General features: G+C 61.1%; 23 protein-coding genes and 1 tRNA gene. 7 read left to right on the top strand and 17 right to left on the bottom strand.

What is annotated here, in order from left to right; genetic code table 11:
* Positions 1 to 11: 11 nt before the first annotated feature.
* The 8 genes from ACFRFQ_RS17005 to ACFRFQ_RS16970 all read right to left on the bottom strand — a co-directional run bounded on the left by ACFRFQ_RS17005 (position 12) and on the right by ACFRFQ_RS16970 (position 8,551).
* Positions 12 to 1,205 (bottom strand): VWA domain-containing protein, encoded by a 1,194-nt coding sequence (locus ACFRFQ_RS17005; RefSeq protein WP_378659853.1) that lies wholly within the window; start codon positions 1,203 to 1,205, stop codon positions 12 to 14.
* Positions 1,202 to 1,807: an SRPBCC family protein gene (locus ACFRFQ_RS17000; protein WP_378659850.1), complete on the bottom strand. Its 606-nt coding sequence runs from the start codon at positions 1,805 to 1,807 to the stop codon at positions 1,202 to 1,204. The genes ACFRFQ_RS17005 and ACFRFQ_RS17000 overlap by 4 nt, the downstream gene beginning before the upstream one ends.
* Positions 1,804 to 2,676, bottom strand: a complete 873-nt coding sequence (locus tag ACFRFQ_RS16995) for an AAA family ATPase (protein ID WP_378659847.1) — start codon at positions 2,674 to 2,676, stop codon at positions 1,804 to 1,806. Before ACFRFQ_RS16995 ends, ACFRFQ_RS17000 begins: the two co-directional genes overlap by 4 nt.
* A complete protein-coding gene (locus ACFRFQ_RS16990; RefSeq protein ID WP_378659844.1) occupies positions 2,673 to 3,560 on the bottom strand; it encodes an XdhC family protein in 888 nt (295 codons plus the stop codon). The genes ACFRFQ_RS16995 and ACFRFQ_RS16990 overlap by 4 nt, the downstream gene beginning before the upstream one ends.
* A gap of 28 nt (positions 3,561 to 3,588) precedes the next feature.
* Positions 3,589 to 5,976 (bottom strand): aerobic carbon-monoxide dehydrogenase large subunit, encoded by a 2,388-nt coding sequence (locus ACFRFQ_RS16985; RefSeq protein WP_378659841.1) that lies wholly within the window; start codon positions 5,974 to 5,976, stop codon positions 3,589 to 3,591.
* Complete coding sequence (locus ACFRFQ_RS16980) at positions 5,976 to 6,446, bottom strand: (2Fe-2S)-binding protein (RefSeq protein WP_138873703.1); 471 nt, start codon at positions 6,444 to 6,446, stop codon at positions 5,976 to 5,978. Before ACFRFQ_RS16980 ends, ACFRFQ_RS16985 begins: the two co-directional genes overlap by 1 nt.
* A 1-nt stretch (position 6,447) precedes the next feature.
* Positions 6,448 to 7,320 carry an FAD binding domain-containing protein gene (locus tag ACFRFQ_RS16975; RefSeq protein WP_378659838.1) on the bottom strand — a complete coding sequence of 291 codons (873 nt, stop codon included), beginning with the start codon at positions 7,318 to 7,320 and terminating at the stop codon, positions 6,448 to 6,450.
* A 91-nt stretch (positions 7,321 to 7,411) separates the two neighbouring features.
* Positions 7,412 to 8,551 (bottom strand): XdhC family protein, encoded by a 1,140-nt coding sequence (locus ACFRFQ_RS16970; RefSeq protein ID WP_378659836.1) that lies wholly within the window; start codon positions 8,549 to 8,551, stop codon positions 7,412 to 7,414.
* A gap of 92 nt (positions 8,552 to 8,643) precedes the next feature.
* Between ACFRFQ_RS16970 and ACFRFQ_RS16965 the strand changes: the two genes are divergently transcribed.
* Positions 8,644 to 8,716, top strand: a tRNA-Arg gene (locus tag ACFRFQ_RS16965).
* A 252-nt stretch (positions 8,717 to 8,968) separates the two neighbouring features.
* Entirely contained in the window at positions 8,969 to 9,451 is a 483-nt protein-coding gene (locus ACFRFQ_RS16960) for a hypothetical protein (RefSeq protein ID WP_378659833.1), read from the top strand.
* A 73-nt stretch (positions 9,452 to 9,524) separates the two neighbouring features.
* Here ACFRFQ_RS16960 and ACFRFQ_RS16955 read toward each other — a convergent pair whose 3' ends face one another.
* Positions 9,525 to 11,051: a DUF222 domain-containing protein gene (locus tag ACFRFQ_RS16955; RefSeq protein ID WP_378659830.1), complete on the bottom strand. Its 1,527-nt coding sequence runs from the start codon at positions 11,049 to 11,051 to the stop codon at positions 9,525 to 9,527.
* A gap of 66 nt (positions 11,052 to 11,117) precedes the next feature.
* Positions 11,118 to 11,408, bottom strand: coding sequence for a putative quinol monooxygenase (locus ACFRFQ_RS16950; protein WP_378659827.1), 291 nt, complete (start codon positions 11,406 to 11,408; stop codon positions 11,118 to 11,120).
* Between the two features lie 139 nt (positions 11,409 to 11,547).
* Here ACFRFQ_RS16950 and ACFRFQ_RS16945 point away from each other — a divergent pair, with 139 nt between their 5' ends.
* Positions 11,548 to 13,725 carry a glutamine synthetase III gene (locus ACFRFQ_RS16945; RefSeq protein WP_378659824.1) on the top strand — a complete coding sequence of 726 codons (2,178 nt, stop codon included), beginning with the start codon at positions 11,548 to 11,550 and terminating at the stop codon, positions 13,723 to 13,725.
* A gap of 48 nt (positions 13,726 to 13,773) precedes the next feature.
* Here the strand turns inward: ACFRFQ_RS16945 and ACFRFQ_RS16940 are convergent, their stop codons facing one another.
* Complete coding sequence (locus ACFRFQ_RS16940; protein WP_378659822.1) at positions 13,774 to 15,120, bottom strand: DUF4185 domain-containing protein; 1,347 nt, start codon at positions 15,118 to 15,120, stop codon at positions 13,774 to 13,776.
* Between the two features lie 217 nt (positions 15,121 to 15,337).
* On the opposite strand from ACFRFQ_RS16940, the gene gdhA reads away from it, so the two are divergent.
* The gene (gene gdhA, locus ACFRFQ_RS16935) at positions 15,338 to 16,681 is read left to right on the top strand and encodes an NADP-specific glutamate dehydrogenase (protein WP_378659819.1); all 1,344 of its coding nucleotides are present in this window, start codon (positions 15,338 to 15,340) and stop codon (positions 16,679 to 16,681) included.
* 68 nt (positions 16,682 to 16,749) lie between these two features.
* Here the strand turns inward: gdhA and ACFRFQ_RS16930 are convergent, their stop codons facing one another.
* From ACFRFQ_RS16930 to ACFRFQ_RS16920, 3 genes are read right to left on the bottom strand one after another with little or no spacing between them, the layout of a single operon-like run.
* Complete coding sequence (locus tag ACFRFQ_RS16930) at positions 16,750 to 16,956, bottom strand: hypothetical protein (protein WP_378659816.1); 207 nt, start codon at positions 16,954 to 16,956, stop codon at positions 16,750 to 16,752.
* 14 nt (positions 16,957 to 16,970) lie between these two features.
* The gene (locus ACFRFQ_RS16925; RefSeq protein ID WP_378659814.1) at positions 16,971 to 18,140 is read right to left on the bottom strand and encodes a fatty acid desaturase family protein; all 1,170 of its coding nucleotides are present in this window, start codon (positions 18,138 to 18,140) and stop codon (positions 16,971 to 16,973) included.
* A gap of 43 nt (positions 18,141 to 18,183) precedes the next feature.
* Positions 18,184 to 19,287 (bottom strand): ferredoxin reductase, encoded by a 1,104-nt coding sequence (locus ACFRFQ_RS16920; RefSeq protein ID WP_378659811.1) that lies wholly within the window; start codon positions 19,285 to 19,287, stop codon positions 18,184 to 18,186.
* Between the two features lie 156 nt (positions 19,288 to 19,443).
* On the opposite strand from ACFRFQ_RS16920, the gene ACFRFQ_RS16915 reads away from it, so the two are divergent.
* Positions 19,444 to 20,076: a TetR family transcriptional regulator gene (locus ACFRFQ_RS16915; protein WP_378659809.1), complete on the top strand. Its 633-nt coding sequence runs from the start codon at positions 19,444 to 19,446 to the stop codon at positions 20,074 to 20,076.
* 11 nt (positions 20,077 to 20,087) lie between these two features.
* On the opposite strand, the gene ACFRFQ_RS16910 is transcribed toward ACFRFQ_RS16915, so the two are convergent.
* Complete coding sequence (locus ACFRFQ_RS16910; protein WP_378659807.1) at positions 20,088 to 21,206, bottom strand: FAD-dependent oxidoreductase; 1,119 nt, start codon at positions 21,204 to 21,206, stop codon at positions 20,088 to 20,090.
* A 68-nt stretch (positions 21,207 to 21,274) separates the two neighbouring features.
* On the opposite strand from ACFRFQ_RS16910, the gene ACFRFQ_RS16905 reads away from it, so the two are divergent.
* Complete coding sequence (locus tag ACFRFQ_RS16905; protein ID WP_378659804.1) at positions 21,275 to 21,460, top strand: hypothetical protein; 186 nt, start codon at positions 21,275 to 21,277, stop codon at positions 21,458 to 21,460.
* A 374-nt stretch (positions 21,461 to 21,834) separates the two neighbouring features.
* The gene (locus ACFRFQ_RS16900) at positions 21,835 to 22,689 is read left to right on the top strand and encodes an IclR family transcriptional regulator (RefSeq protein WP_378659801.1); all 855 of its coding nucleotides are present in this window, start codon (positions 21,835 to 21,837) and stop codon (positions 22,687 to 22,689) included.
* A gap of 28 nt (positions 22,690 to 22,717) precedes the next feature.
* Here ACFRFQ_RS16900 and ACFRFQ_RS16895 read toward each other — a convergent pair whose 3' ends face one another.
* Together ACFRFQ_RS16895 and ACFRFQ_RS16890 are read right to left on the bottom strand one after the other, a co-directional pair.
* Positions 22,718 to 23,356, bottom strand: coding sequence for a TetR family transcriptional regulator (locus tag ACFRFQ_RS16895; protein WP_378659798.1), 639 nt, complete (start codon positions 23,354 to 23,356; stop codon positions 22,718 to 22,720).
* Positions 23,357 to 23,425: 69 nt separating this feature from the next.
* Positions 23,426 to 26,695 (bottom strand): protein kinase, encoded by a 3,270-nt coding sequence (locus tag ACFRFQ_RS16890; RefSeq protein ID WP_378659795.1) that lies wholly within the window; start codon positions 26,693 to 26,695, stop codon positions 23,426 to 23,428.
* Positions 26,696 to 26,772 lie beyond the last annotated feature (77 nt).

Below are 26,772 nucleotides of genomic sequence, written 5' to 3'. Positions count from 1 at the left end.
CAATCCACCTACTACTGTGCGTCGGAGACTGCTGTGAACAGGGCTCGCAGAGCGGTCAATCGGTCTGCCGGGAGCACGGTGTCGCAGTAGGGCAAGGCCGCTGCCATAGAACCGGTCAGGGGTTCGAACCCGGTTGCACCGGCGCGTGGATTGAGCCACACGACTCGGTGGGCGCGACGCCGAACTCGGGCCATAGCTCGCTCGAGGATGTCGGGTTCGTCGCTGTCCCAGCCGTCGGAGGCGATGATCACAACTGCGCCTCGCAAGGTATGCCCATGATGCGAGGCGAGCAGTGACGCGATGGACGTTCCGATGTGGGTGCCGCCGTACCGGTCGACAACTCGGGTATTGGCTTCGGCAATGGCCGCGTCGGCGCTGCGATGCGCCAGGATCGGAGTCAGCCGGGTCAGCGTGGTCGAGAAGGCAAAAACTTCGGCGTCGCCCCGCCGGGCGGCGACTCTCATCAGATGCAGATACATGTCCGCGTATCCGTGCATCGAGCGACTGACGTCGCACAGCACCACAATCGTGCGCGGCCGCTGCTGCGGGCGAGCACGGGCCAGGCGTACGAACTCGAAACCGGTACGTCTCGCGGTGCTCATGCTTGCTCGCAGGTCGATGGTTCCGCGCGGGCCCAGTCTTCGCCTTCTGCGGCGGCGCTTCGGCCAGTCCGGCTCGGCCTGTTCGAGCCACTGTCCGAGGAGTGCAAGATCGCTCGGGCTCAACTGCGCAAAAGGCTCCTCGGATTTTCCGGCGAGCGCGCTCGGCAGTAGCAGACCCGGCCGAACCTGATCCGGCCCGGCTTCTCGCCCACCTGACGTCGCACGCCCGATCCACGGAACGTCGATGATTTCCCGGCCGCCGCGAGAAGCACCACCCACAGCGCGAGGAGCGTCACCGACTGCGCGATCGCAGCCCACCCGGCGCGCAATCGGGTCCAGGCCCAGAGTCGCGCCTACAAATACTCGCGCGAACTGCGCGTCGAAGACCTCGAGATCTTCCTGGCGGTTGATCAGAGTGATCCGCGCGGTCCAGTACAACTGGGTCCGGGTGCGTGGCGATTGGACATGCAAGGCTTCACTGAAGTTGGCAGCCCCGACGGCGGAGACTCCGACACCGTGCCGGCGCAACACCTCGACCAAGGCGGTGGCGAAGGCCGCAACATCCACACCGCGCAATAAAGTGGCGCTCGCACTGGGGATCATCTGCTTCGGCGACGCAGCAGTACGAACACGACGATCGCCGCTGCTACCGCAACAAGTAATGGCAGGGCACGTTTCGCGACAGACCCGCCGGCGAGTTCGACAAGGTCGAGGGGTTCGACAGCCGGAGCCTCGGGCGCCGACACTTCCGTTGCCTCTACTGGTCCGGCAAGTTTCTGTTCCAAGGAGTCCGCAAACTCCCCCATCAGCTTCTCCGAGACCTGCGTGATCACGGAACTGCCGAACTGCGCCAGTTTTCCGACGATCTTCACATCGGTATCCACACTCACCCGCGTCTGCGCCCCTTCGGGATGCAGCTGCGCCGTGATGGTGGCGCTCGCATTTCCGGATCCGCGTTTGTCACGGCCACGGGCATTGATCACGGCTTTGTGTGTTTCTTCATCCCTCTCCACGAATGTTGCGCGGCCGGCGAACTCGCTGAGTACCGGTCCCACTTTGACGGTCACGGTGCCCAGGAAATCGTCTCCCTCCCGTCCGGTCATCTGTGCTCCCGGTAGCAGGGGCGCGATTCCTTCGAGGTCGGTCAGGGTTGTCCACGCCTGCTCGACGGGTGCGGTGACGGTGAATTCGTGTGCGATCTTCATGGTGGCCCTTTCATCAACTCGCCGCGCAGTACCGCGCGATCGTCCGGAGTTTTTGCCAATGCACCCAAGCTGACAATCACATCCTCCCGAACCAGATCGGCCACCCCCAACGTCACGAGTGCCGATACCCAGTCGATGGTTTCGGCGATGCCCGGCGCCTTGTCGAGATCGGCTCCCCGAATTTGTCCGACAAATGCGGTGGCATGCTCGATCAGCGCCGAATTCGCCGACGGCACCATGCGCCGTACGATCGCGACCGCACGCTCCGGTTCGGGGTAGTCGATCCAGTGGTAGAGGCAACGCCGCCGGAGCGCGTCATGGAGGTCGCGGCTGCGGTTCGACGTCAACACCACCACCGGGTGGTGCAGCGCCGTGAACGTACCCAATTCAGGAACCGTCACGGAGGATTCACCCAGAAACTCGAGGAGCAGCGCCTCGAATTCGTCGTCCGCGCGGTCGATTTCGTCGATGAGCAACACGGGAGCGGCCGGCCCGCGGTGTCGCACACACCGCAGAATGGGTCGTTCCTGAAGGAACTCCTCGGTAAACAGGTCAGCTTCGTCGAGCGCATCCCCACGTGCCTCGGACAGTTTGATCGCCAGTAGCTGACGCTGATAGTTCCAGTCGTAGAGCGATTCACTCGCACTGAGCCCCTCGTAGCACTGCAATCGAATCAACGGCGCGTCGAGCGCGAGCGCCAAAGCCTTTGCCGCGGTTGTTTTCCCCACTCCCGGCTCACCTTCCAGCAGCAGTGGCCGACCCAGTTCCAGAGCAAGATACAGCGCTGTTGCCGTGCCCGTATCCAAGAGATAGTCATGTGTGTCGAAGCGGTGGATCAACTCCGCAACGTCGGTGAATTCGCCGCTCATGTCTTCTCGTACTCAATGCGACAACCCGGCGAGCAGAACCACACGTCGACGCCGTCATCCTCGAGATGCGGAGTGTCAGCAGTGACGGTGACCGTCATTCCGCAGATGGGATCGACTGCCGTTGTTCCGGTTGTGTACTCGCGACGTCCGGCGCTCACACCATCGAGACGGATAGCTCGGACCACGTCGACAGCTATGGAAAGCGCTATCTCTGCTGGTGTTTTGGCGCCGATGTACATCCCGACCGGAGTGTGAACTCGCGCCCGCTCCGAATCCGTCAACTCCAGTTGTTCGAGCACCGCGGCGCCCCGCACTCGACTCGCGACCAGGCCGATGTACTGCACTCCGGCATCGAGCGCGGCGCGAATCGTCAGCGCCTCCTCACCGCCAAGACTTGCGATGATCACAGCGGTTGCATCCGGCGTCACAGCGTCCACGGCAGACCCTCGCACAACCTCGAGGTCGAGCACGCGCGCGAACTCGACCACCGCATCCGCGATGGGGGTATCGCCGTACAGCGACAGCACATGTGCCGGCAGAGTGGGTTCCAAGAATATTTCCATCGCGCCACCGGACAGACACGGATTGACCACCACATCCGCGCCGCTGGCCTTCGGAAATGTCGGCGCCCCATCGGGAAGTACTCGCAGCAGCACACTTTCACCGCTGTCCAACGCTCCTCTGGCAGCTTCGCGCACCGAGTTCTGGGCACACTGTCCGCCGACAAATCCCTCGATTGTTCCGTCCGAGAACACAATTGCCGTATCGCCGGGATGCGCCGACGTGGGTTGCTGAGCCCGGACGACAGTCGCGGTCACAAAAGGACGGCGCTCACCGATCAACTGCTCGGCGCGCACACGCACGTCGTGAGTGGTGCCGTTCATCGCCGCAACCTTTCTCGGATCGGGTTTCTCAGATCGGGGGCCTACCTCGACCCTGCATCGCCTCCCACACCCGCGACGGCGTCAACGGCATGTCCGCATGTCGAATCCCGAACGGCTTCAGGGCGTCAACAACCGCATTCACCACGGCGGGCGGCGAGCCGACGGTTGCGCTTTCGCCAATTCCCTTGGCGCCGATCGGATGATGCGGTGATGGCGTCACCGTGAATCCGGTTTCGAGGTTGGGCACTTCCATCGCTGTCGGGATGAGGTAATCCATGAGCGAACCGCCGAGGCAGTTGCCGTCCTCGTCGAAGCTGATGATCTCCATCAACGCCATGCCGATACCGTCGACGATACCGCCGTGCACCTGCCCCTCGATGATCATCGGATTGATCCGGGTTCCGCAGTCGTCCACCGCCAGGAATCTGCGAACAGTGACCTGCGCCGTTCCCGGATCGATGTCGACCACGCAGAAGTAGGCGCCATACGGATAGGTCAGATTCTCCGGGTTGTAACAGATTTGGGCTTCGAGTCCACCCTCGATCCCCTCGGGCAGATCACCGGCACCATGTGCCCGCATCGCGATATCCGCGATGCTGACCGTCGCCGAAGGATCGCCTTTCACATGAAAGGATCCCTTCTCCCATTCGAGGTCCGCGACGGACACCTCGAGCATCCCCGAAGCAATGATCTTGGCCTTGTCTCGTACTTTGCGTGCCACCAGCGCAGCGGCGGCACCGGATACCGGCGTTGATCGACTGCCGTAGGTGCCCAACCCGAATGGCGTGTTGTCGGTATCGCCGTGCACCACGTCGATATCGTCCGGCGGAATCCCCAGTTCTTCGGCCACGATCTGAGCGAAGGTCGTTTCGTGTCCCTGCCCCTGTGTCTGAACCGAGATCCTTACCACCGCTTTGCCGGTCGGGTGTATTCGCAATTCACAACCGTCGGCCATACCGAGTCCGAGGATGTCCATGTTCTTGCGCGGCCCCGCGCCGACGGCCTCGGTGAAGAAGGACATACCGATGCCCATCAACTCGCCGCGTGAATGCTTCTCAGCCTGCTCGCGTCGCAATGCGTCGTAGCCGATCATGTCCATCGCTTTGCGCATGGTTGTTGCGTAGTCGCCCGAGTCGTATTTCCAGCCGGTCTTGCTCGTGTAGGGGAACTGATCCGGCTTCAGCAGGTTTTTCAATCGCAGTTCTGCGGGGTCCATGTCCAAGTCGAACGCAAGGCAGTCCACCAACCGCTCCACCAAGTACACCGCCTCGGTGATCCGGAAGGAACACGCGTAGGCCACTCCGCCCGGAGCTTTGTTCGTGTACACGGCCGTCATCGCGCAGTATGCGGCTTCGAGGTCGTAACTGCCGGTGAAGACGCCGAAGAACCCAGCCGGATACTTGGTAGGTGCCGCCGTCCCGTTGAATGCGCCGTGATCGGCCAGCACATGAGTGCGGATGGCCTGGATCCTGCCTTCCTTGGTTGCCGCAATTTCGCCCAGCATGATGTAGTCGCGGGCAAAGCCTGTGCTGGTGAGGTTTTCGCTGCGGTCTTCCATCCACTTGACCGGTTTCCCGGTCACGAGTGAGGCAACGATCGCACACACGTACCCCGGATAGATCGGCACCTTGTTTCCGAACCCGCCCCCGATATCCGGGGAGATCACGCGGATCTTGTGTTCAGGCAAACCTGCCACCAGAGCGTAGAGAGTGCGGTGCGCGTGCGGAGCCTGACTGGTCGACCACAAGGTCAGCTTTCCCGAGACACGGTCGTAATCGGCCACTGCCCCACAGGTTTCCATCGGAGCCGGATGCACACGCGGGTAGACGATCTCCTGTTTTGTCACAACATCGGCTGCGGCAAACACCGCGTCGGTGGCGGCTTTGTCACCGGTCTCCCAGTCGAAGCAGTGATTGTCCGTCTTGCCGTCGAGGTCCGTGCGGATCACCGGGGCGTCCGGCGACAATGCGGTACGCGCGTCGATCACCGGATCGAGGATGTCGTACTCGACCTCGATCAACTCCAGGGCATCGCGCGCCGAGTACCGATCCTCGGCCACGACAAATGCAACCTCCTGCCCTTGAAAGCGCACCTTGTCAGTGACCAGCACCGCTTGAACGTCGCTCGACAGCGTCGGCATCCAGGCCAGACCCTGTTCGGCCAGATCCGCTCCGGTCACCACTGCCTTCACCTTCGGATGTTCCTGCGCCGCAGTGGTATCGATGCTCACCAGTCGTGCATGTGCCACCGGAGCCCGCAGAATTGCCAAATGCAGCATGCCGGGCAGTTGCACGTCGTCGAGATAGTGACCCTGTCCCCGAATGAAGCGGGGATCCTCCTTTCGGAGCATTCGCCCGTGCCCGCACGGCTTTCCGTCGTTGACCTCGAGCTCGGGAGCCGAGTCCACGGTGGTCATCACGCACCTCCTACCGGATGCGCCGCAGCCCACTGCACCGAACGCACGATCGTCGTATATCCCGTGCAACGGCAGATTTGACCGGAAATCGCTTCCCTGATCGTCAGTTCGTCAGGATCGGGATCGCGATCAAGGAGTGCTCGCGCGGTAATCATCATCCCCGGAGTGCAAAAGCCACATTGCAATCCGTGGCAGTGCATAAAGCCCTCTTGAATCGGATCGAGCACGCCGCCGCGTTCGAGACCTTCGACGGTTCCGATCTCGTGACCGTCGGCCATAGCCGCGAGCATCGTGCACGACTTCACCGGTTCCCCGTCCACCGTCACCACGCAGGTCCCGCAATTGCTCGTGTCGCATCCCCAGTGAGTTCCTGTGAGTTGCAGTTGGTCTCGCAGGAAATGCACCAACAACATGCGCGGTTCCACGTCTTCCGACACCGGCTCGCCGTTGACCGTCATCGTTACCCGCATATCAATCTTCCCCAATCCTGGCCACAGTGGTTCGCAGAGTGCGGACGGTAAGTTCGCCGGCAAGGTGGCGTTTGTAGTCGGCACTTCCGCGCTGATCGGTGACGGGTTCGCAAGCCTGCTCGGCCATCTCCCCTGCGCGCCGATAAACCTCCTCGGACGGCGCTTTCCGCTCCAGATACCCGGAAATCTCGGCAAGCGCCTGCGGATCGGAATTGACAGCGGTAAGGCCGAGTCGGGCTCCTGATATCGCGCCGTCAGCCATCCACACAGATGCACCCGCAGCGGTGATCGCCCAATCCCCCACCCGGCGTTCCACCTTCGCGTAGGCGCTCGAGCTGTGAGCCCGACGCGCAATCCGAACCTCGACCAGAATCTCGTTGGCACCCAAGGCAGTCTCATAGGGGCCGACATGAAATTCCGCCATCGGAATGTCGCGGGCTCCCAAAGGACCACGTACGACGCACGTCGCCTCCAACACCGAGCACACTGTGCTGAGGTCTTCCGCCGGGTCGGCCTGACACAACGAGCCGCCGATGGTTCCGCGGTTTCGCACCACCGGATCGGCGATCACTTTTTCCGCATCCCGAAAGATCGGGAAGGCGTCGGCAAGTTCGTCGGATTCGAGTAGCTGCCGATGGCGGGCCATCGCGCCGATCCGAACGTGTCCACCATCAAAGGTGACGTAGCCAAGCTCCTCGGCCAAATCGTTGATATCGATCAGATACCCGGGGTTTGCCAGTCTCAGTTTCATCATCGGAAGCAGGCTGTGTCCGCCCGCAACAACGCGCGCCTGATCGCCCAGTCGCTCCAGCAATCCGATGGCGTCGTCGATACCGGTTGCCCGCTCGTACTCGAACGGCCCAGGAACCTGCATGTGATGCACCCCACATTCGACTGTTATCCCAGCTTCTGCCGAGCATCACAACGAGTCAAGGGGGCCACGGGTGGCTGCACAATTCCCCAGGTCAGCGAGCCTCCGATTCACCTGAACTGCGGTGAATGGGACCCTCCAACCCACTCAGCGGCTTACCCTCACCGCCCCACCTCAGCGCAATGATCTCCGCAGCGATCGACACCGCGGTTTCCTCCGGCGTCCGCGCACCGAGGTCCAAACCGATCGGACTCGCCAGCCTCGTCAACTCATGGTCGGTGACACCCGCCGCGCGCAATCGCTCGAGTCGGTCCTGATGGGTGCGACGCGAACCCATCGCGCCGACAAACCCGACTTCCGGTAGTCGGAGCGCGACCTCGAGCAGTGGCACGTCGAACTTCGGATCGTGGGTCAGTACGCAGATCACGGTGCGTGAGTCGATTGCCCCGTCCTCCGCCTGCGCTGCCAAATACCGATGCGGCCAGTCGATCACCACTTCATCGGCCGTCGGGAACCGTGACGGCGTCGCAAAAACCTCGCGGGCGTCACACACCGTTACCCGGTACCCGAGAAATGAACCTTGCTTGGCAACTGCGGCCGCAAAATCGATGGCCCCGAATACCAGCATCCGGGCGCGGGGCGCGTAGCTCGCGACAAAAACCCGCATCCCCTCTCCCCGACGCTCACCGTCCGGCCCGTACGTCAGCACCTCCGTGCGTCCCGCTGCCAACAGGCCACGAGCGTCGTCGGTCACCGCCGAATCCGCGCGCGCCGACCCGATCGACCCGTCCGTGGTGTCCGGTCGCACCACCAACCGTCGGCCCACCCACAGCGGATCAGGGTGAGCGATTACGGTTGCCACCGCTACCGGGCGATGCTCCTCGACATCGGCGGCCACACTCTCGAGACTGCCGAAAGTCTCTCTCGACACCGGTTCGACAAATACCTCGATCGTGCCGCCGCATGTCAGCCCGACAGCAAACGCGTCGTCGTCAGCTACGCCGTACTTCTCGAGGGTAGGTACGCCGGATTCGATTACCTCCGTAGCTGTTTCGTAGACAGTGCCTTCAACACACCCACCGGAGACCGAGCCGGTGACGGAACCGTCCGGGGCCACCAGCATCGACGCGCCCGGCATTCTGGGAGCTGACCGGAACGTCCGCACCACTGTTCCGACACCTGCCGTACCGTCGGCGCGCCACACCTTCATCAGTTCGGACAGAACATCCCGCATCTGCAGCTCCCATTCGGCGTCTTCTCCTATCGAGCGTATTCCAGACGGGGGTGATCGAGCGCAGTCCGGCGGGCAGGTAATATCGTCTCCGCGCCTCCGTAGCTCAGGGGATAGAGCAAGAGCCTTCTAATCTCTTGGTCGCAGGTTCGAATCCTGCCGGGGGCACTTTTTTGATTGAATCCCCAGGTCAATTCGTGCGCGCGACCTGGGGCGAAACGGTTACGCCAACTCGAAGTACGTCGGGCGGTGGACGCGAAAAGGTCTTTGCTTTCGCCGCAACCGCAGCCACGATGCGTAGTTCGGCAGTCAACTGTGCAGGAGACTGCCTGAGATAAGACGGCATACATCGAAGCGCTGAATACCCTCACTCTCGCGGTTCCGCCACACGCACAGGATCCCCCGCCCCGAGGTGAATAAGTGGCCATTAATACTCATTGCGACCGGTCTGTCTGGTATGAGTATCTAGCACCCACCAAGCAACGTGTGGGCAAACACTCGAAGGGCAGCGCAGTGACGCAACAGGGGATCCAAACGACGGTTCAGCAAACGACAATCAGGAAGCAGGGGGCATGGGGACTGTGGTGGCTGACCGGCATCACGCTGGGGATCTACTACCTGGTCTGGTACGACCGCATCAACGGCGAACTCGCATCCTTCACCGGCAATGAGCGCGAGGGGTGGACCCGATGGTGGTCGCAGATCATTCCCTTCTACGGACTCGTCGGCCTGTCTCGCACCGCGAAGCGACTCAATCAGGCGCACGGGATGATGAATTCGCCGGTGCAAGTATCGCCGGTAATGACCTGGCTGTGGGCGCCCGCGTGGTTTGGGTCCCACACTCGGTATCTGCAGCGTCGCATAAATGCGCTCGCAGATATCCAGGCAAGTCATAGGGTCTAACGTCGTAGTGAAAATGCCCCGCCCCTTCGCTAGGCAGGGGCATTTTTACTGCCAGGGGCACCATACTTTCTGGTCAGAACGGTGGCGGTTCGTCCACCACCTGGGCTGGAATCGCAGCACGAGCCAGTTTCCGCCTTCGCCGCCATCCCGCCACCGTGGAGTCGAGCAGAAACTCGAGATCTGCCTCGACACCACGGCCGTGGCATCGGAACAATCTCTCGACCACATGATTCTCGGTAAGCCCGAACCGCTCGACTTCGTCGGGCCGCACATCGGGGTCAGTGAACGCACCCCGAGGCTTCGTCACGACAACAGAACCAGTCGGCGCGACCCATTCGAGTTCGCCTCCCCCAATTTGCCGCACCGACCAATATCCGAACGTCTTGAGCCGATGATGCTTGCGACACACGCATGCCAGATTCTGCTCGGTGGTGAGCCCACCACGGTCAGGATTCGCATGATTGAACGCCACCGTGTGGTCGAGATCGCAATTCTCAGCCCGCGCACCACAATTCGGGAACCGGCACGTGCCGTCGCGGGTCCGAACCGTTTGCGCCAGTGCAGCAGACGGTCGATACGTCCGCTCTTCCCGGTGACGTTTTCGGGCTGCGACGGCAGCTGGTGTGAGGAGGGGCGCAGCCGACCGCCTGCCCACTCCGAGCACTGGTCCACCGGACTTGAAACCTGATGCTCCGGTGAGGTTTTGGCAGAGAATCTGACGATCTTTCTCCGAGAGCGTCAGCACTTGCCGCCACACACCATCGGCCGCGATTTCCCGCGCCAACTCGGCGTCGATGGCACCGTAGCCATGCAGAAAAGCCGGCAGATCATCGAAGCCGAGCAATGTGGAAACATTGACGCCCACCAGGATCGTCGCTTGGGACGGGGTGGATGCCGGCTCCACATCTCGCCCACAATCAGTGCCGCACGCACAGGCGAGGGTCGATCGCCCCTGCGACATCGCCACCAAAGCGTCGGCACGACGTTGTGCCAACGTGCGAGGATCGCGAGCACACACCTGCCGCGACATGGTCGCCAGCTTCGCCGCCACTGCCTGCGCACCCACTGCCGGCAGCACACCGTCGAGCGTCGACATACCGTCGACACCTGCACTGATCCGCACGTCACGATCTTCCTGCGCGCGGCGACGCCGCGCGCGTGCACCTTCCGGATCGTGGCGTGCAATGAGACTGCGCGCCCGTGCCTTGAGACGGCTGCTGCTGCATGCGGCTGCGCCGTCCAGAAGTAACCGTTCAACAAGATCAAGTGCATCATCGGACACATTGGCCAGCGCATCCGAGCACGCGGTCGCCTTGCCGAGATCAATCTCACCTGACGCAAATGCCGCAGACACACGATGCAACCGCAAACGCAGATCACACCCCAACGAGATCATCCGCGTCGCCGCATACTCGGTGATACTCAGAACGAACGCAACCTCGACATGAACAAATTCGCCCTGAACCGCAGCGTTGCGTCCGGCCTTTTCATCCTCGGAGCAGCGTTCGAAATAGAGCGACGTGACGGCATCAACTTCGAGGAACTGGGCGCGCGCAATGGAAGCATGTCCTTCGACCAATGCATCCACAGTGTCGCTCATCAAACCCCCCCAGTTTGAACGTACAATCGATTCTAGCAGCAATCGATACCTACGGGAATAGCTGCGTCACAACACTTTTGAATAAATCTGTGCCGGGACAGCCTTCTCGAGATCGTCCAGGGCAGCAACCAGCCGCACAAAATGCTCGGTGTGCGTGTGGGCGTCCAGGTGTGCCTGAGATTCCCATTCCTCCACCAACATCAGCTCACCGGGATTGTCGCCGCGCTGAAGTAATTCGTAGCTGATGCAGCCATTCTCCTTGCGGGTCTCGCGCACGAGTTCGCGGTAGAGATCAATGACCTCCGCAAGATTTTCCGGCTCGACCGTACTGCCCACCAACACCCGGATCGCTGACATTTCGCCAATCCTGCCCGAACCTACCGACAAGTTTGCAAGCAGGCGAAATATCTACGAAACATTCCCGATACAGAAGGTTCGTAAGCTGCTCGGCAATCGGGTCGCAACAAGCTGCCCTGGCCGCGCGAGGGGTACGTAGATGAGTGGAAACGCAGTTCGCCTGCAAGCGATCAAAGACGTCGAGGCCTACACGCCTCCCGTTGTGAGTTTCTCAGGCGACGAAGCTCCCGGTGAAGTGTTCGGCGCCAACGTGTTCAACAAGGTGGTGATGCAGAAGCGCCTGCCCAAGCAGATCTACAAGTCCGTGATCGCGACAATCGAACAGGGCAAGCCTCTGGACCCGGCAGTTGCAGACGCCGTCGCATCGGCCATGAAGGACTGGGCGCTCGAGAAGGGCGCCACCCACTACGCGCACGTCTTCTACCCCTTGACCGGTCTCACGGCCGAGAAGCACGACAGCTTCTTCGAGCCGGTGGGCGACGGATCGGCGCTCGCCGAGTTCGCGGGCAAGACGCTCATCCAGGGTGAGCCGGATGCATCGAGCTTCCCCAACGGCGGGCTGCGCAATACGTTCGAGGCGCGCGGTTACACCGGCTGGGACGTCACCAGCCCGGCCTACGTTCTCGAGAACCCCAACGGTAATACACTCTGCATCCCTACGGTTTTCGTGTCGATGACCGGCGAAGCGCTCGACCACAAGACTCCGCTTCTGCGTTCACAGCAGGTAATGGGCCTGCATGCCGAACGCATCCTGAAGCTGTTCGGCCATACCGAACCCGAGCAGATTGTGTCCTTCTGCGGCCCCGAGCAGGAGTACTTCCTGATCGATCGGCACTTCTTCCTCGCCCGCCCCGACCTGCTCAATGCGGGCCGCACACTCTTCGGCACCAAGCCGCCCAAGGGCCAGGAGTTCGACGACCACTACTTCGGCGCCATCCCCGAGCGTGTGCTCGGCTTCATGATGGATACCGAACGTGAACTGTTCAAACTCGGCATTCCCGCAAAGACCCGCCACAACGAGGTTGCTCCCGGCCAGTTCGAGATCGCGCCGATGTTCGAGCGCGGCAACATCGCCGCCGATCATCAGCAGCTCTTGATGACCACATTCAAGACCGTCGCCAAGAAGCACGGCATGGAGTGCTTGTTCCACGAGAAGCCGTTCGACGGCGTCAACGGCTCCGGCAAACACGTCAACTTCTCGCTGGGCAACTCGGAACTCGGCAGTTTGCTTGTCCCCGGCGATAATCCGCACGACAACGCCCAGTTCCTGGTGTTCTGTGCCGCTGTGATCCGCGCCGTCCACAAGTACGCCGGACTCCTGCGCGCATCGGTGGCGTCGGCTACCAACGATCACCGTCTCGGCGCCAATGAGGCTCCGCCCGCGATCATCTCGATCTTCCTCGGCGACCAACTTGCCGACGTGTTCGAGCAGATCGCGAAGGGCGCTGCGACGTCGTCGAAGGACAAGGGCACCATGATGATCGGTGCCGACACGCTCCCCGTTCTCCCCACCGATCCCGGCGACCGCAACCGGACAAGCCCATTTGCCTTCACCGGCAACAGGTTCGAGTTCCGCGCCCCAGGTTCCATGCAGACGGTCAACGGTCCGATGGTCACGATCAACACGATCATGGCCGATGCTCTCGACTACATGGCAACCGAACTCGAAACGGCAGTTGCCGACGGAGCCGATTTCGACACCGCTGTCCAGAACCTGCTGACCGACATCATCACCAACCACGGCGCCGTCGTCTTCAACGGTGACGGCTACTCGGAGAACTGGCAGATCGAAGCGGAGGCACGCGGACTTCCCAACCTGCGGACCACGTTGGACGCTCTGCCCGAACTCATCTCCGAATCCGCTTTGGAACTCTTCGACAAGTACAACGTCTTCAACCATCGAGAGATGCACAGCCGCTACGAGGTTGGTCTCGAGCAGTACGCGCTGAGCATCGGCGTCGAGGCACGCCTTGCGGTTGAAATCGGCACGACGCTGATCCTCCCCGCCGCAGTGCGCCATCAGACCGAGATCGCGCAGAACTTCGTTGCCCTGAAGGCTGCGGGTATGGAACCGGATTCCGCGCCCCTGACCGAGGTTTCCGAACCGGTAACCGCTCTTCGGGCAGCGCTTGCCGCCTTGCGCGCGGCGATCAAGGAAATCCCCCACGGCTCGCCGCTCGAAGCTGCCACGCATGCGCAGGAGGTATTGATGCCGGCAATGGCGGATGTTCGCACCGCTGCGGATCTCCTGGAAACGATGGTTGCGGACGACCACTGGCCGCTCCCGACTTATCAGGAAATGCTCTACATCCTCTGACGACAAAGAATATGGCCTGCAACCGAATTCCAGTTGCAGGCCATATTTCTATTCTGCCGGCATTCTCATCTCGAGGAGTTCGGCTTCACCGGTTGTCGCGGGGTCCGGACGGTCACGCGAATCCGACGATGCCATCTTCATGCCAGTCAGGTCTGTCTGCATATAGATCACGTTGTAGCGATCCCACGTTGTCGCGACAAACTCGAGAGTGTTGCCGGTCCGCGAGGTCCATGGGTGCATGAACCCGCCGTACAGGCTCGGCAAGGTATACCCACTGAGTAGGGTCTGCGTTCCACTCCACGGCCCCTCGGGATGATCAGCCTGGCGGATCACCAGGCTGCCGTCCGCGCTGGTGTACATAGCGACGTACTTGTCCAGATAGTCGTTCCACTGCACCGCGAGTTCACTGACCGGAGCCTTGATGACCTGCACCGCGTCGTCGGAGTTCACGCTCCAGCCCGAGCCGTCCCAGTACGTGTAGGCAAGGGGATTTCGGATCTCGAGACCCGGGACACGCGCCAACACTGCCTTACCGAAGCGTCCGGACGGCGTTCCGTACTCGTAGATATAGCCGTCACCGCCGTCGAGGAACGCGCTCTGCTGAAAGTTCTCGTTGATCGAGGACACCGCCGGGATTCCCGGGATATCGAGGCCGGGAGTGTTTGCGCGGACCGTCGCGGGATCGATGTCCCAGTTCTCGCCGTTGTCCGTCGAGTACGCGAGCGCAGAATAGTTGGTAGTCCAGGAGCCCGGCTCGTCCCACGTTCGAACGGACATGAACCGGATGTACTGCACACCGCCGTACGCGATGCCTGCCGTCGGGATCGTCGTGAACTCGAACGGGATACCGAATCCCGGGATGATCTCCTTCGAGTGATTCGGAAGGTCCTTGGGCGAACTGTCGATCCTCAGGCGATCCTGGAAATCGGTATTGCTGCTGCGGAAGAGCACGTTGCTGCGCCAGTCGTCGCCTTCGATCTCGCAGTCGCCGACAGTGTCACCGAATGCCATCAAGACGTTGTGGTCGACTCCGGAAAGCCCGTTGTCCCACATGATTCCGAGATCTGTACCTGAGACGTTGAAACGGTTGATCGTATCGTTCGGGCTGCCCGGCCCGGTCACCATCTCGATCGCCTTGGTCCGGCCGGTCAAGACGGGCAATGCGCCGTTCGGTGCGCCCGTGATCCAGGGCAGAGAATTCGCCAGCGATCCCGTTCCCGCAGAGCCTGAAAGAGAACCTGTCATCGAGCCGAGCGAGCCCAGCGAACCGGTACCGCCTCCCCAACACGGACCACCCACGGCGGATGCGGCCGGGGCCGACGCGATGGTTGCCGCAATCGTGACTACACCGATGGATAACAACGCTGACAAAGACCGTTTCGAGCGCACACGCATCCCCTCTGTCTATTCATTCGCTCCGCCAGCAAACCACCAGCGCCGTGTTAACAGAGTGAAAGAAGAGCAAATCGTTATAAAACGGTCACTTGATTTCCAGGAGAAATACGGTGTGGCGGATTTCACCTTCACCCAACGGATGCCGGATTGGGCATCAAAGACGCCTAGTATGTAACGGAAATGTAAAAAAGTACTCACAATGTCAGGTAGGTGAGCGGTGTCCGTACGTGACCGCGTAGCGCAGATTTATGATCAGGTGTTGGTTCGCAATGCAGGTGAGCCGGAGTTCCACCAGGCTGCAGCTGAAGTATTCGAATCCCTCCACGTCGTACTCGAGCGCCACCCGCGCTACGCCGACGCCGGACTGATCGAGCGCCTCTGCGAGCCGGAACGCCAGATCATCTTCCGCGTGCCGTGGACCGACGACAACGGCAACGTTCACGTCAACCGTGGCTTCCGCGTCCAGTACAACAGCGCACTCGGCCCGTACAAGGGCGGCCTGCGCTTCCATCCCAGTGTCAACCTGGGCATCGTGAAGTTCCTCGGCTTCGAGCAGATCTTCAAGAACTCCCTCACCGGCCTGCCCATCGGTGGCGGCAAGGGCGGCTCGGACTTCGACCCCAAGGGTCGCACCGACGCCGAGGTCATGCGCTTCTGTCAGTCCTTCATGACGGAACTGCACCGCCACATCGGTGAATACACCGACGTTCCCGCCGGCGACATCGGCGTCGGTGGCCGTGAGATCGGTTACCTGTTCGGCCAGTACAAGCGACTGACCAACACCTACGAGTCCGGCGTTCTCACCGGCAAGGGCATCACCTGGGGCGGATCTCAGGTTCGCACCGAAGCCACCGGCTACGGCGTTGCGTACTTCGTCGCCGAAATGCTCAAGGCCAAGGGCGAAAGCCTCGAGGGCAAGAACGTCGTGATCTCCGGATCCGGCAACGTGGCCATCTACGCGATCCAGAAGATCCACCAGCTCGGCGGCGTCGCGATCGCTTGCTCCGACTCCTCGGGGTACATCGTGGACAAGAAGGGCATCGACCTCGACCTCCTCAAGGAGATCAAGGAAGTTCGCCGCGGCCGCATCAGCGAGTACGCCGACGCAGTTCCGCACGCACAGTTCATCGCCGGCGGCTCCATCTGGGACGTGCCGTGCGACGTTGCGCTCCCCTGCGCAACCCAGAACGAGCTCGACGAAGACGCAGCAAAGACCTTGATCGCCAACGGTGTTCAGGCTGTTGCCGAAGGCGCGAACATGCCCACCACCCCCGGCGGCATCGCACTCTTCCGCGACTCCAACGTCGCGTTCGCTCCGGGTAAGGCAGCCAACGCCGGTGGTGTCGCCACCTCGGCTCTCGAAATGCAGCAGAACGCATCGCGCGATTCCTGGAGCTTCGAGTACACCGACGAGCGTCTCGCCCGCATCATGCGTGGCATCCACAGCCGCACCATCAACACAGCTGCCGAGTACGGCAAGCCCGGTGACTACGTGCACGGCGCGAACATCGCCGGCTTCGTCAAGGTCGCCGACGCCATGATCTCGCTGGGCGTTATCTAAGAAGTACTGTTTGACTGAAAAAGGACGCCTCCACGGATGTGGGGGCGTCCTTTTTGATGACGAATCAGTTAAGTTGGCGGATCGGTGTCATCGTCGGCGGCGGCTTTCTTTGCCGCCTCACGCATCTCGATACCGTCGGATACCCAGTCTCCAATTTCCCGCGTCACGTCGCGGACCGCACCAGCGATAATCATCGCGATGGATCCGACGTGCGTCGCAGCCGATTCCGTCAATTCCTGGACGGTGTCCTTGCGACGTTCAAATTTCCCGACCATCACATGTGCGCCTCTCAGGCTACGGTTCTCTGGCGTTCGACGATAACACCGGTGAGACTCTGTGACTTGATCATTCCAGGCGGCAGAGCAAACTTGAAGATCTTGCCCCACACCGATCCGATCTGCTTCCAGAAGCCGCCCGTGTTGTACGGCAAACCGTACTGCGCACACAGCGCCTCGACCTCGGGCGCAATCTGCGGGTATCGGTGTGCCGGCAGGTCCGGGAACAGATGATGCTCGATCTGGTGGGACAGGTTGCCGGACATGATGTGAAACAGCGGACTACCCTGGATGTTTGCACTGCCGAGCATCTGACGGACATACCACTGTCCCCGAGTCTCCTCGGCCGTCTCGTCCTCGGTGAAACTCTGTACGCCGGTGGGGAAATGGCCGCAGAAGATGATCGAGTACGTCCACACGTTCCGCACGAGATTGGCGGTGACATTTCCTGCCAGAGTCGTGACGAACAGCGGGCCGGTAAGGGCTGGGAAGATAACGTAATCCTTGAGGACCTGCTTGCCTGCCTTCTTCCACCAGCCTTTGAGAAGCGGCTTGACGTCGTACCATTTCCGCTTTCCGGCGAGCACATTCTCGATCTCGAGATCGTGCATCATGACGCCCCACTCGAAGAGCATCATCAGTGCAAACGCCCACACCGGATTACCGAGGTAGTAGGGGTTCCACTTCTGGGCGGGGTCGATGCGCAGAATGCCGTATCCGATATCCCGATCTTTACCCAGGATGTTTGTGTACGTGTGATGCATGTAGTTGTGCGAGTGACGCCACTGGTCCGCCGGGCACACCGTATCCCATTCGAACACTTCGGAATTGAGGCCGGGTTCACGCATCCAGTCGTACTGACCGTGCATGACGTTGTGCCCGATCTCCATGTTGTCGAGGATCTTCGAGATACTCAGCGCACCAACCGCCGCGAGCCACACCGGCGGCAGGAAGCCCAAGTACATCAGGCCTCGGCCGGCAACCTCGAAACCCCGCTGCGCCTTGATGATCCGATAGATGTACTCACGGTCCTCGGCGCCGAGCGAAGCGACCGTGCGATCTCGTATCGCATCCAATTCGCGGCCGATTTCCTCGACCTGATCGTAGGTGAGTACAACCGGAGCGTCGTTCTTGTCGGATCCGTTGTTCAGGAAAGGCAAGGTGGAAAGTGAAAGTCCGAACATGGCAGTCTCCAAAGAGTATTGGTGCGTTTGGAAATCGTTGCGCTTAGATCTCTACGGTGACATCGCCGACGGGCGCACTGACGCAGAGTTGGATCTTCTTGTCGGGTTCGTCGTCGGTCTCACCGGTGCGAACGTTGCGGGTGCGGCCGAGTTTCTTGACCGAGGTGCAGGAGAAGCAGATGCCCATGCGGCAACCGTATTCGGGGCTCAACCCAGCTGCTTCGGCCTGCTCGAGGAGTGTCTGACCCGAGTTTTCCGCTGCCACTCCACTTTTGGTGAACAGCACTTCGCCGCCGGCCTCGCCAGGTTCCGCGACTGTGGGCGCAAACTCCTCCGTGTGGAGCAGATGCTCTACCTCGAATTCACGAAAGACTTCACGTACCCCGTGCATCAGTCCGGGTGGTCCGCAGAGGTACGCCTGCGCATCGGCCGTTTCCGGATCAGCGATCCAGGGCGCCACTGCGCTCAGGTGCGTGCCGCCGAAGAAACCGTCGAGGTCTCCCCCACCGGATTCGGTGTACACCAGTACCAGTTTTACATTCCGATACTGCTCGGCGATGGCCGTCAACGCGTCGAGATACGACACATCTTTCTTGGTGTTCACGTAATGCAGGAACACGATCTCGCCGCTGTGCCCGTCGTCGACGAGCGTGCGCAGCATCGACATCACGGGGGTGATTCCGCTGCCACCGCTGATCAGGAGGATGTGGGAGGGCCGTGGAGTGGGAAGCACGAAAACGCCGTCGGCCTGCGACAAGCTGACCACAAGTCCCGGTTCGGCATGCGCATTCAGATACTGCGACACCAGACCGCCGGGATGAGCTTTCACGGTGAGTTCGATAAGCCCGTCGCGGCTGGACGCGGAACCGGCTGGTGAATAACAGCGAGTATGACGCACCCCGTCGATCACGACACCCACCTGGACGAACTGTCCGGCAGAGAATCCGCGCCACTGGCGCGTCGGTCGCAGCGTCACTGTCACTGAATCAGCAGTCGGATGGTCGACCGATACAACCTGCGCGCGAACATCGCGCACCGTCGCCATGGGATTGACGAGTTCGAGATACCTGTCGATCTGATGCGGAGCAGCCATGGCTTCGATCAGGGCCAGCCCGCGTCGGGCAAGAGTCTTGGAGGTCGATGCCATTGTCAGCCACTCCTTCCGGGTTGCATAATTTCAGTGTACAAATGTTCACTGATAATAGTGTGACAGGTACACACAGGTACATGTCAAGATGATTGTGACGTGGGTTACGCGATCCACAGAAGGAGTCCGCAGTGCCGGTACCTACACTCGTACATCGTGACCAAGGCTGAGCCGGAAAATCGCGCCGCCAAGAAGGAGCGCACGCGCCAAGCGCTGCTCGATACTGCGATGGATCTCCTCACCGACCGCAGCTTTGCCGGCATCAGCCTCCGCGAAGTGGCCCGCGAAGCGGGCATCGTTCCCACGGCTTTCTATCGCCACTTCGCCTCGATGGAAGACCTCGGAGTCGTCCTGGTCGAGGAAAGCATGCGCATGCTTCGGCAAATGCTGCGTGACGCCAGACGCGACCCCAGTCCCAAGAATGCCGGAACCTCACTCGATATTCTTGTCCGCCAGGTTCATTCACACGAGCGAGAGTTTCGCTTCCTGTGCCGCGAACGCTACGGCGGCATCAGCGAGATACGACGCGCCATCAACACCGAGATGCGATTGTTCGTCAGCGAGCTCACCGTCGACCTCTCTCGAATGGCGGGCCTGGAAAACTGGCGACACGACGATCTTGAAATCGCAGCCGACCTGATCGTCGGCGTGATGTTCACTGCGGTCGTTGCACTACTCGACGCCGACTCACCCGGATACCCCAGCGAAGATCTCGTGATCGCGCGGGCCGAGAAGCAGTTGCGACTGATCATTCTGGGTATGGCTACCTGGGATCCTTCTCGTTCCTAGGACTCGAAGAACTACATCATGTTGCGAGTGCTGAAGTTCGATCCCATACCCCGAAGAAACAACTCGGTTGGGAGCGCTCGCAGTGCGAAGTCTCGAACGAGCGTGGCGCCGGCACCTCGAGTGAGGATTATTCGGGCGGACCGGCGCGAGCGTATTTGAAGGCGATGGGTCCTCTTGGTGCGTAGGTAATCGTAGGTCGCCACATCGTGAGCATGAGCACCCAGCGCGACAGCATCCTCGAGGGCCTGACATGCACCTTGACCGAGATGCGGCCCCATCGCATGCGCGGCGTCACCCACGAGCACAACGCTTCCTCGAACGAACGACGGTAACGCTGGAAGATCTCTGATGTCGTGCCGAAGAATCATCTGCGGTGCAACTGCGGAGATGAGTTGAGGAACGGGATCCGGCCAGTGCAGAAAATCATCCAGAGACGGGTCCGGTTCTTCCTTCGACAGCCTGGCGGCAGCAAAAACGTACAACCGCCCGTTCCCCAGCGGAACGATGCCGAATTCTCCTCCTGCACCGAGGATCCCCCCGACCTCGACAACACCGACATCGACAAGATCGACGTCGTCGACAATCCACCTCCACGCGCGAATTCCCAGCGACCGCGGAGCCGGATACTCGGGGAACATTACTCGACGTGTGAGACTGTCTATTCCGTCCGCGCCGACGATCAGATCGAAGTCTTCGGTGCGATCACCACACCGAATCCCACCACCCACTTCAATCCCGGTGACTGCGCCGCCGAGTCGTAAGGTCACCGACTCCGGAAGTGCTGTGCGGAGAACATCGACCAGATCGGCGCGGTGCATGGCCACGAAGTTGCCGTGCAACTTGCGAAACCTCTCCGCATCAGTCCGGAGCAACCACCTACCCTGGCGATTGCGTATCCCGCCTACCCAACCTGGGGCGGCTCTGCTGCGAATGTCATCGCCAACTCCGAGGTGATCCAGCGCGGCGAGTGCGTTCGGCCACAAAGTGATTCCGGCACCCACCTCGGTAAGGACCGGAGCCTTCTCGAACACCGTGACCGTCCAGCCTGCGTTCGCGAGCGCTAGCGCCGTTGCCAGGCCCCCGATACCGCCTCCGATAACTCCCGCTGTTCGCATCGTCGATCCCCTCATACTCGATAGTGTGAGCCATGCGGCGATTGCGTACGTGGTTAACGGCGGCAGGAACCTGTGGAGGCCTCTTGGCTGTGGGAATCCTGGTCCTCGGCCTGCTCGACGAACGACGAAATCCGACACCAGCACCGCAAGGAGTGACGATCGGACAACCCACCTGCCTGGCACCCGCTGTGCTTTCGTCGCTGATCCCGGTGCCTGTGCTCTCACCGGAGCCATCGGTAGATCCGTTGCCGCCCCCGGGAATGATTTAATCGCCCTTCGGTCAAACGGCCTTAGTTCGGCGAATGCCCCACCGCAGCAACCATTCCCACCCCTGTCGTGTGGCTGGTCAACGCGGAGGAAAACGCGGTGAGGGTCGCTTTTCCCGTTGACGGGACGTGCGGAAACCCGCTACCCGACGCCTACAGGGCAATCATGAATCTGACGGTGCAGGACGAGCAAATACACAAGTTGCCTCGGTCATCGTGAAACGGGTATGGGTGCGGGCCATATGACTGCCCCGCAATCTGGCTGCGCGAGCAAGAGTTGTGGCGTGATCGCAACCCCGGATCTGAATCAAACCGACAGCACTCTATGTCAGAGTGGCACAACGTGCCATACTAGTTTCGCCCACCGAGGCGCGGGGATGAAGCTGTTTCTTGAGGAGAAGACCGTGATAATTGACAACCTGGAGGCGCCGGATGCACCGATCGCCGTGTTCGATCGAATGTCGACGATCCTGGATGCGTTCGAAGACTCCGGACGCCTGACACTTCGCCAAGTTGTCGCACACGTAGGACTTCCTCGCTCATCCGTGCATCGAATGCTCGATCAACTGGTTGCCAAACGATGGTTACGGAAGGTCGGTCGTGAGTACGAGCTTGGAATGAGACTCTTCGAGTTGGGATCGACTGTGGTGCAGCAGAATCGACTGTACGCGGCAGCAATGCCACTACTGAGCGAACTGCACAGAATCAGCGGCATGGTCGTCCATCTGGGCGTCCTTGACGGCACCGACGTGGTGTATCTGGGGAAAATCGGCGGCCTACATGCGGCAGCCGTGCCCACTCGGGTCGGAGGTCGGAGGGCCGCGCACGAAACCGCCCTCGGACGCGCACTCCTGGCGTACAGCGAAAACGCTTCCGCCGAGAGGGATCTGCCACAGTCGATACGCGAGGATATCGAGCGCATTCGAGACTTCGGAATTGCTTATGAATCCGGTGTGACAGTCGCAGGATTGAACTGCATGGCCACCCCGATCGGGCCTATCGGGAAAGCTGTTGCAGCAGTGTCTATTTGTGGACCTTCGAGTCGCCTGCGACTTGATCACCAGAGCGCGGTGCCGCTGCTGACGACCGCAACAGCAATTTGGCAAGCGGTGGGTCAGTTCGGCGCGCGATCCCCCGAGTTCGGCAGGCGGGTGCGAACATTGCGCTCGATGCCGGCAGCGGTCGGCGCCTGGCCTTCCACATGTTTCATCGGCGATCTTGTCGAGTTGTGAACAGCCATCCACCTGAAATCACGCCACTTCATGCGTGTGCATCCGTGTCCAATCCCGCGGTGAGTATACGGAGACATCTCACGGCGATATCTACCGGCTCATTTTCGGCGGATTCCGGTTTGGCGCCGTGCACCCACGCTGAAATCGCCATTCGCTGAGCGGTATTCGCTGCAACCGCAAACAGCTGAATCTCGAGCGGATCAGTTCCAGGGCGCATCCGGGTTTCCAGCACCGATATCAACTTGATCTCGGTGTCGTTCACTACCCGCAGCCATACATTGAGAAGTGCCGGGTCATGGACCACTACGCGGAGAAGTCGTCGCACCAGGGCGACATTCTCTGTAGACGTCCGGAGCTCGGTGAAAGAACGACGAGCCGCTTGCTCGAGTGTGACGCCGATAGATACTGAGGCAGGGGTTGATTCGATCAAATTCAGCCAATCCCCGACCCCGTTCTCCAGCAACGGCGCGATTGCATCCTCTTTGGTACGGAAGTAGCGATAGAACGTGCGCAAGCCGACTCCCGATGCCTTGGCGATCGAGTCGGCAGTGACGGATTCGGCTTGTGCGTCGCTGAACAATTCAGCAGCACGATGAGAGATCTCCAGCCTGGTCGTCTCTTTGCGGCGTTCCGTCAAGGAAAGCTTGGATTGGTCGGATGCATCCACACCCTCCATTGTGGCATATCGTGCCACAATGACTCGGCACGCCCGAATGTGGCTGCGGGAGCTGCGCTGTCAATCCGTTTCGCCTTGCGTCTGTTCTACCACCCATGCCGCGACTTGAGCGCGCGTGTTGAATCCGAGTTTTGCGAGAACATGCTCGACGTGCCCTTGTGCGGTGCGGTGCGAAATCACCAGCTTGGTGGCGATCTCTTTGTTGGTCAGCCCTTGCGCGACTAGATCGGCGACCTGTTGCTCCCGTTTGGTGAGTTCGGATGCACCTACACTGGCCGGGGCAGAGTCAGGGGGCTGCTCTCCCAGCGCATACGCGACCGCGGCGTCGAACCGCATCTGCCGACCTCGGGTGCTGGCCGACCCGAAAGCCCTCTCACCCAACACACTCCGAGCCGTCCGCTCGGACTCCTCGCGATAACGGAGCAGGTCGGGAAACAAGACCGAGATGCCACCGAATTGAGCAAGTTTCTCTGCCGCACCCATCAAAACCGCGGCACGCTGAAAGATCCTTTTCTCGGCTTCGATCCAAGCGAGCACTTCTAGACACAGGGCGATCGACAGCGAATTGTTCGTCAGACTTGCCAGTCGCAGTGCTTGTTCGAGCAACTCCGTCGCCCGAACTTGTTCACCCTGGTGCCACACCGCTATGGCCATTGTCCACAACGTGTACGTGCGGAAGATCAATTCGCCTCGGGCCGCGGTGATTTCCAGAACGCGCTCGTAGCAGTGGATGGCCTGGGCGGCGTCACCGAGCAAATCGCAGGCTAGCCCGAGTGAATGCAATGCACCGACATGCACAGTGAGATCGTCATCGGGGTTGAACATGCCCAAGGTCGTCTCCAGGCTGGCGCGGGCGCGGGCCGCGTCACCGCTGAACAGTGCCAACATCCCTTCTGCAAGCGGGATGCGAGCAGCGATAACCGGATCGTCGATCATCCCCGCGAGAGCTCTGACCTGTTCGACGTGGTCGTTCGCTGCCTGCATATCTCCGGCCATCGCGGCGCACATGCCGGCAGCGTAGAGCCCTTTGATTCGCCCGGCGGTCGGCCGCCCGGAATGCTTGGCAAGGAGTTGGTCGAACCACCCCCGCTCCTGCCCGTGCATACCTTGCGAACTCGTGATGTGGAACATCGCGGCAGCCATGCGTAACCCGGAATCGGCCGCCGCCTGGTCGCCGCGCGCGCAGAATTCCAGCGCCTCCCGCAAGTTGGCTTGTTCTCGTTCGAGTCGACCAAGCCACTCGAGCTGACGGGAGCTGATCCAATCCCCTTCCGCATCGAGCGCCCATTGCTCGTACCAATCACTGTGCCGCCGACGTAGTTTCAGCGATTCACCCAGTTGCTGCAGCTTCTCACGGCCGTACTCTCGCAATGTCTCGAGCAGTCGCAACCGCACCACTGACCCCTGTTCCTCTCGGATCAGGATCGACTTGTCCACGAGCGATGACAACGAGTCGAGCAAAGCGCCTGCCGGCTGATCGTCGCCACAGATACTCTCTGCGGCGTCGAGCCCGAATGTCCCGGCAAACACCGACAACCTGGCCCACAGTTGTTGTTCGGATGGTGTGCACAACTCGTAGCTCCAGTCGACGCTCCACCACAGCGTCCGCTGTCTGCTCGGTGTTCCACGGCTGCCACGGGTCAACAGCGCGAAACGGTCGGTCAGACGCTGCAAGATCTGATCGGGCGACATCGCAGGTAATCTGGCCGCCGCCAACTCGATTGCCAACGGCAACCCGTCGAGGCGAGTACAGATCTGTACCAGCGTCGCCGCGTTGTCTTCGGTGACTTCGAATCCCTCAACGGTGGCTGCGGCGCGTTCCGCGAACAGTGTCACCGCGTCATATCGGCGCACAGTCCGCAGCGACGGCATTATATCCGGTGCAGGAATGGTGAGTGGGGACAGCGACCGTACCCGCTCCCCTATGACCCCCAAGGGTTCACGGCTTGTGGCGAGAATCCGCAGGCCGGGGCACGCCTGAAGCAGCGGGTCGACCAACTCGGCCACTCCCTCGACCACATGCTCACAATTGTCGAGGACAAGGAGCAGGTCCCGAGCGTGAAGGAAGTCGATCAGGACGTCCTGCACCGGCCGCGCCGGTTGATCTCGCACGCCCAGCGCGGATGCAACCACACTTTGTGTCAGGGATGCGTCGTGTACTTCACCCAACTCTATCAGCCGCACTCCATCCGAGAAGTCCTTCCGCACGGTCGACGCGACCCGCAGCGCGAGACGCGTCTTGCCAACGCCTCCGACCCCAGTCAGCGTCACCAGACGAGTCGCCGACAATAGGCTCTTGAGCTCTGATACTTCCTTGCGTCGGCCGACGAAACTGGTCAGCTCCACGGGAAGAGCACCGGTGTTTCCCCGCCGCGCCGGAGCGGGATGCCTCGGGATCGGTGATGGCGAATCGGCATGACCTTGCCCTGCCCCAGCGAGCAGCGCCATCTCGTCGACAGGCACGTTGCGACCGCGTTGCAACTGCCGAAGTTCCTCGCCCACTGCGGCCGCGGTCGGCCGTTGTTCTGGATCGCGGGACATCGTCCGTTCCACCAACTCGGAAATATCGTCGTCGACGCCGCTCTCGCGCAAGTCCGGTACCGGTTGTGTGGTCACCCGCAAAAACTGGGCCACCACCTGCTCACCGCTCAATCGCTCGAAAGCCGCATGTCCGGTGAGCGCACAGAACAATGTCGCTCCGAGTCCGTAGACGTCGGACGCTGTGCTCGGTTCGGCCCCGCCGAGTACCTCCGGCGCAGTAAATGCCGGCGATCCGGCCACGGATCCCGTAGCGGTCTGAAAGCCGCCGGACACACGCGAGATTCCGAAATCGGCGAGGGCCGGTTCTCCGTAATCGGTGAAAAGGATGTTCGCCGGTTTGATATCGCGGTGCACGATCCCGAACACGTGAGCGGTCTCGAGCGCGCCCGCCATCTTCACCCCCAACCGGAGGATTTCCTTCGACTCCAGCGGACCAAGTCGGCGAATTCGCGCCTCGAGTGAACCCTGCGCGCAATAGGGCATCACCAAATAGGAGCGGCCGCTGGCGGTGACCCCGACGTGAAGAACATTGACGATGTTCGGGTGGCCGGTGAGCCGGCCCATCGCCCGCTGTTCGCGCAGAAACCGTGCCACGTTCACGTCATCGAGGTCGGTGGTGAGAACCTTCACCGCCACCGTTCGATCGAGCTCGGACTGCGAGCACCTGTACACAACACCGAACCCGCCGCGTCCGACTACTTCAGCAGCGCCGAATCCCGCGGCACCCAACTCTTCCGCGATCGAGTTGACCACGTCGCGACTTGTGCGGAGCGGATCCTCTTCGACCATCAGTCATCTACCCGGATTAACCACATGTGCTTTACCTTTCGCACACCCACCCTCAAGGGTATCGCCTGCTGAGATAA

The sequence above is a fragment of the Rhodococcus sp. NPDC056743 genome (assembly GCF_042790355.1).
GTDB lineage: Bacteria > Actinomycetota > Actinomycetes > Mycobacteriales > Mycobacteriaceae > Rhodococcus_F.
The sequence above is the reverse complement of the archived record's forward strand: the minus strand, read 5'-3'. Positions and strand labels throughout refer to the sequence as shown.

Bases quoted from the DNA above. Each gene is read 5' to 3' on its own strand.
- ACFRFQ_RS17005 (WP_378659853.1), bottom strand. From the start codon at position 1,205: ATGATCCCCAGTGCGAGCGCCACTTTATTGCGCGGTGTGGATGTTGCG.
- ACFRFQ_RS17000 (WP_378659850.1), bottom strand. From the start codon at position 1,807: ATGAAGATCGCACACGAATTCACCGTCACCGCACCCGTCGAGCAGGCG.
- ACFRFQ_RS16995 (WP_378659847.1), bottom strand. From the start codon at position 2,676: ATGAGCGGCGAATTCACCGACGTTGCGGAGTTGATCCACCGCTTCGAC.
- ACFRFQ_RS16990 (WP_378659844.1), bottom strand. From the start codon at position 3,560: ATGAACGGCACCACTCACGACGTGCGTGTGCGCGCCGAGCAGTTGATC.
- ACFRFQ_RS16985 (WP_378659841.1), bottom strand. From the start codon at position 5,976: ATGACCACCGTGGACTCGGCTCCCGAGCTCGAGGTCAACGACGGAAAG.
- ACFRFQ_RS16980 (WP_138873703.1), bottom strand. From the start codon at position 6,446: ATGCGGGTAACGATGACGGTCAACGGCGAGCCGGTGTCGGAAGACGTG.
- ACFRFQ_RS16975 (WP_378659838.1), bottom strand. From the start codon at position 7,320: ATGCAGGTTCCTGGGCCGTTCGAGTACGAGCGGGCAACCGGTATCGAC.
- ACFRFQ_RS16970 (WP_378659836.1), bottom strand. From the start codon at position 8,551: ATGCGGGATGTTCTGTCCGAACTGATGAAGGTGTGGCGCGCCGACGGT.
- ACFRFQ_RS16955 (WP_378659830.1), bottom strand. From the start codon at position 11,051: ATGAGCGACACTGTGGATGCATTGGTCGAAGGACATGCTTCCATTGCG.
- ACFRFQ_RS16950 (WP_378659827.1), bottom strand. From the start codon at position 11,408: ATGTCAGCGATCCGGGTGTTGGTGGGCAGTACGGTCGAGCCGGAAAAT.
- ACFRFQ_RS16945 (WP_378659824.1), top strand. From the start codon at position 11,548: ATGAGTGGAAACGCAGTTCGCCTGCAAGCGATCAAAGACGTCGAGGCC.
- ACFRFQ_RS16940 (WP_378659822.1), bottom strand. From the start codon at position 15,120: ATGCGTGTGCGCTCGAAACGGTCTTTGTCAGCGTTGTTATCCATCGGT.
- ACFRFQ_RS16930 (WP_378659816.1), bottom strand. From the start codon at position 16,956: ATGGTCGGGAAATTTGAACGTCGCAAGGACACCGTCCAGGAATTGACG.
- ACFRFQ_RS16925 (WP_378659814.1), bottom strand. From the start codon at position 18,140: ATGTTCGGACTTTCACTTTCCACCTTGCCTTTCCTGAACAACGGATCC.
- ACFRFQ_RS16920 (WP_378659811.1), bottom strand. From the start codon at position 19,287: ATGGCATCGACCTCCAAGACTCTTGCCCGACGCGGGCTGGCCCTGATC.
- ACFRFQ_RS16910 (WP_378659807.1), bottom strand. From the start codon at position 21,206: ATGAGGGGATCGACGATGCGAACAGCGGGAGTTATCGGAGGCGGTATC.
- ACFRFQ_RS16900 (WP_378659801.1), top strand. From the start codon at position 21,835: ATGAAGCTGTTTCTTGAGGAGAAGACCGTGATAATTGACAACCTGGAG.
- ACFRFQ_RS16890 (WP_378659795.1), bottom strand. From the start codon at position 26,695: ATGGTCGAAGAGGATCCGCTCCGCACAAGTCGCGACGTGGTCAACTCG.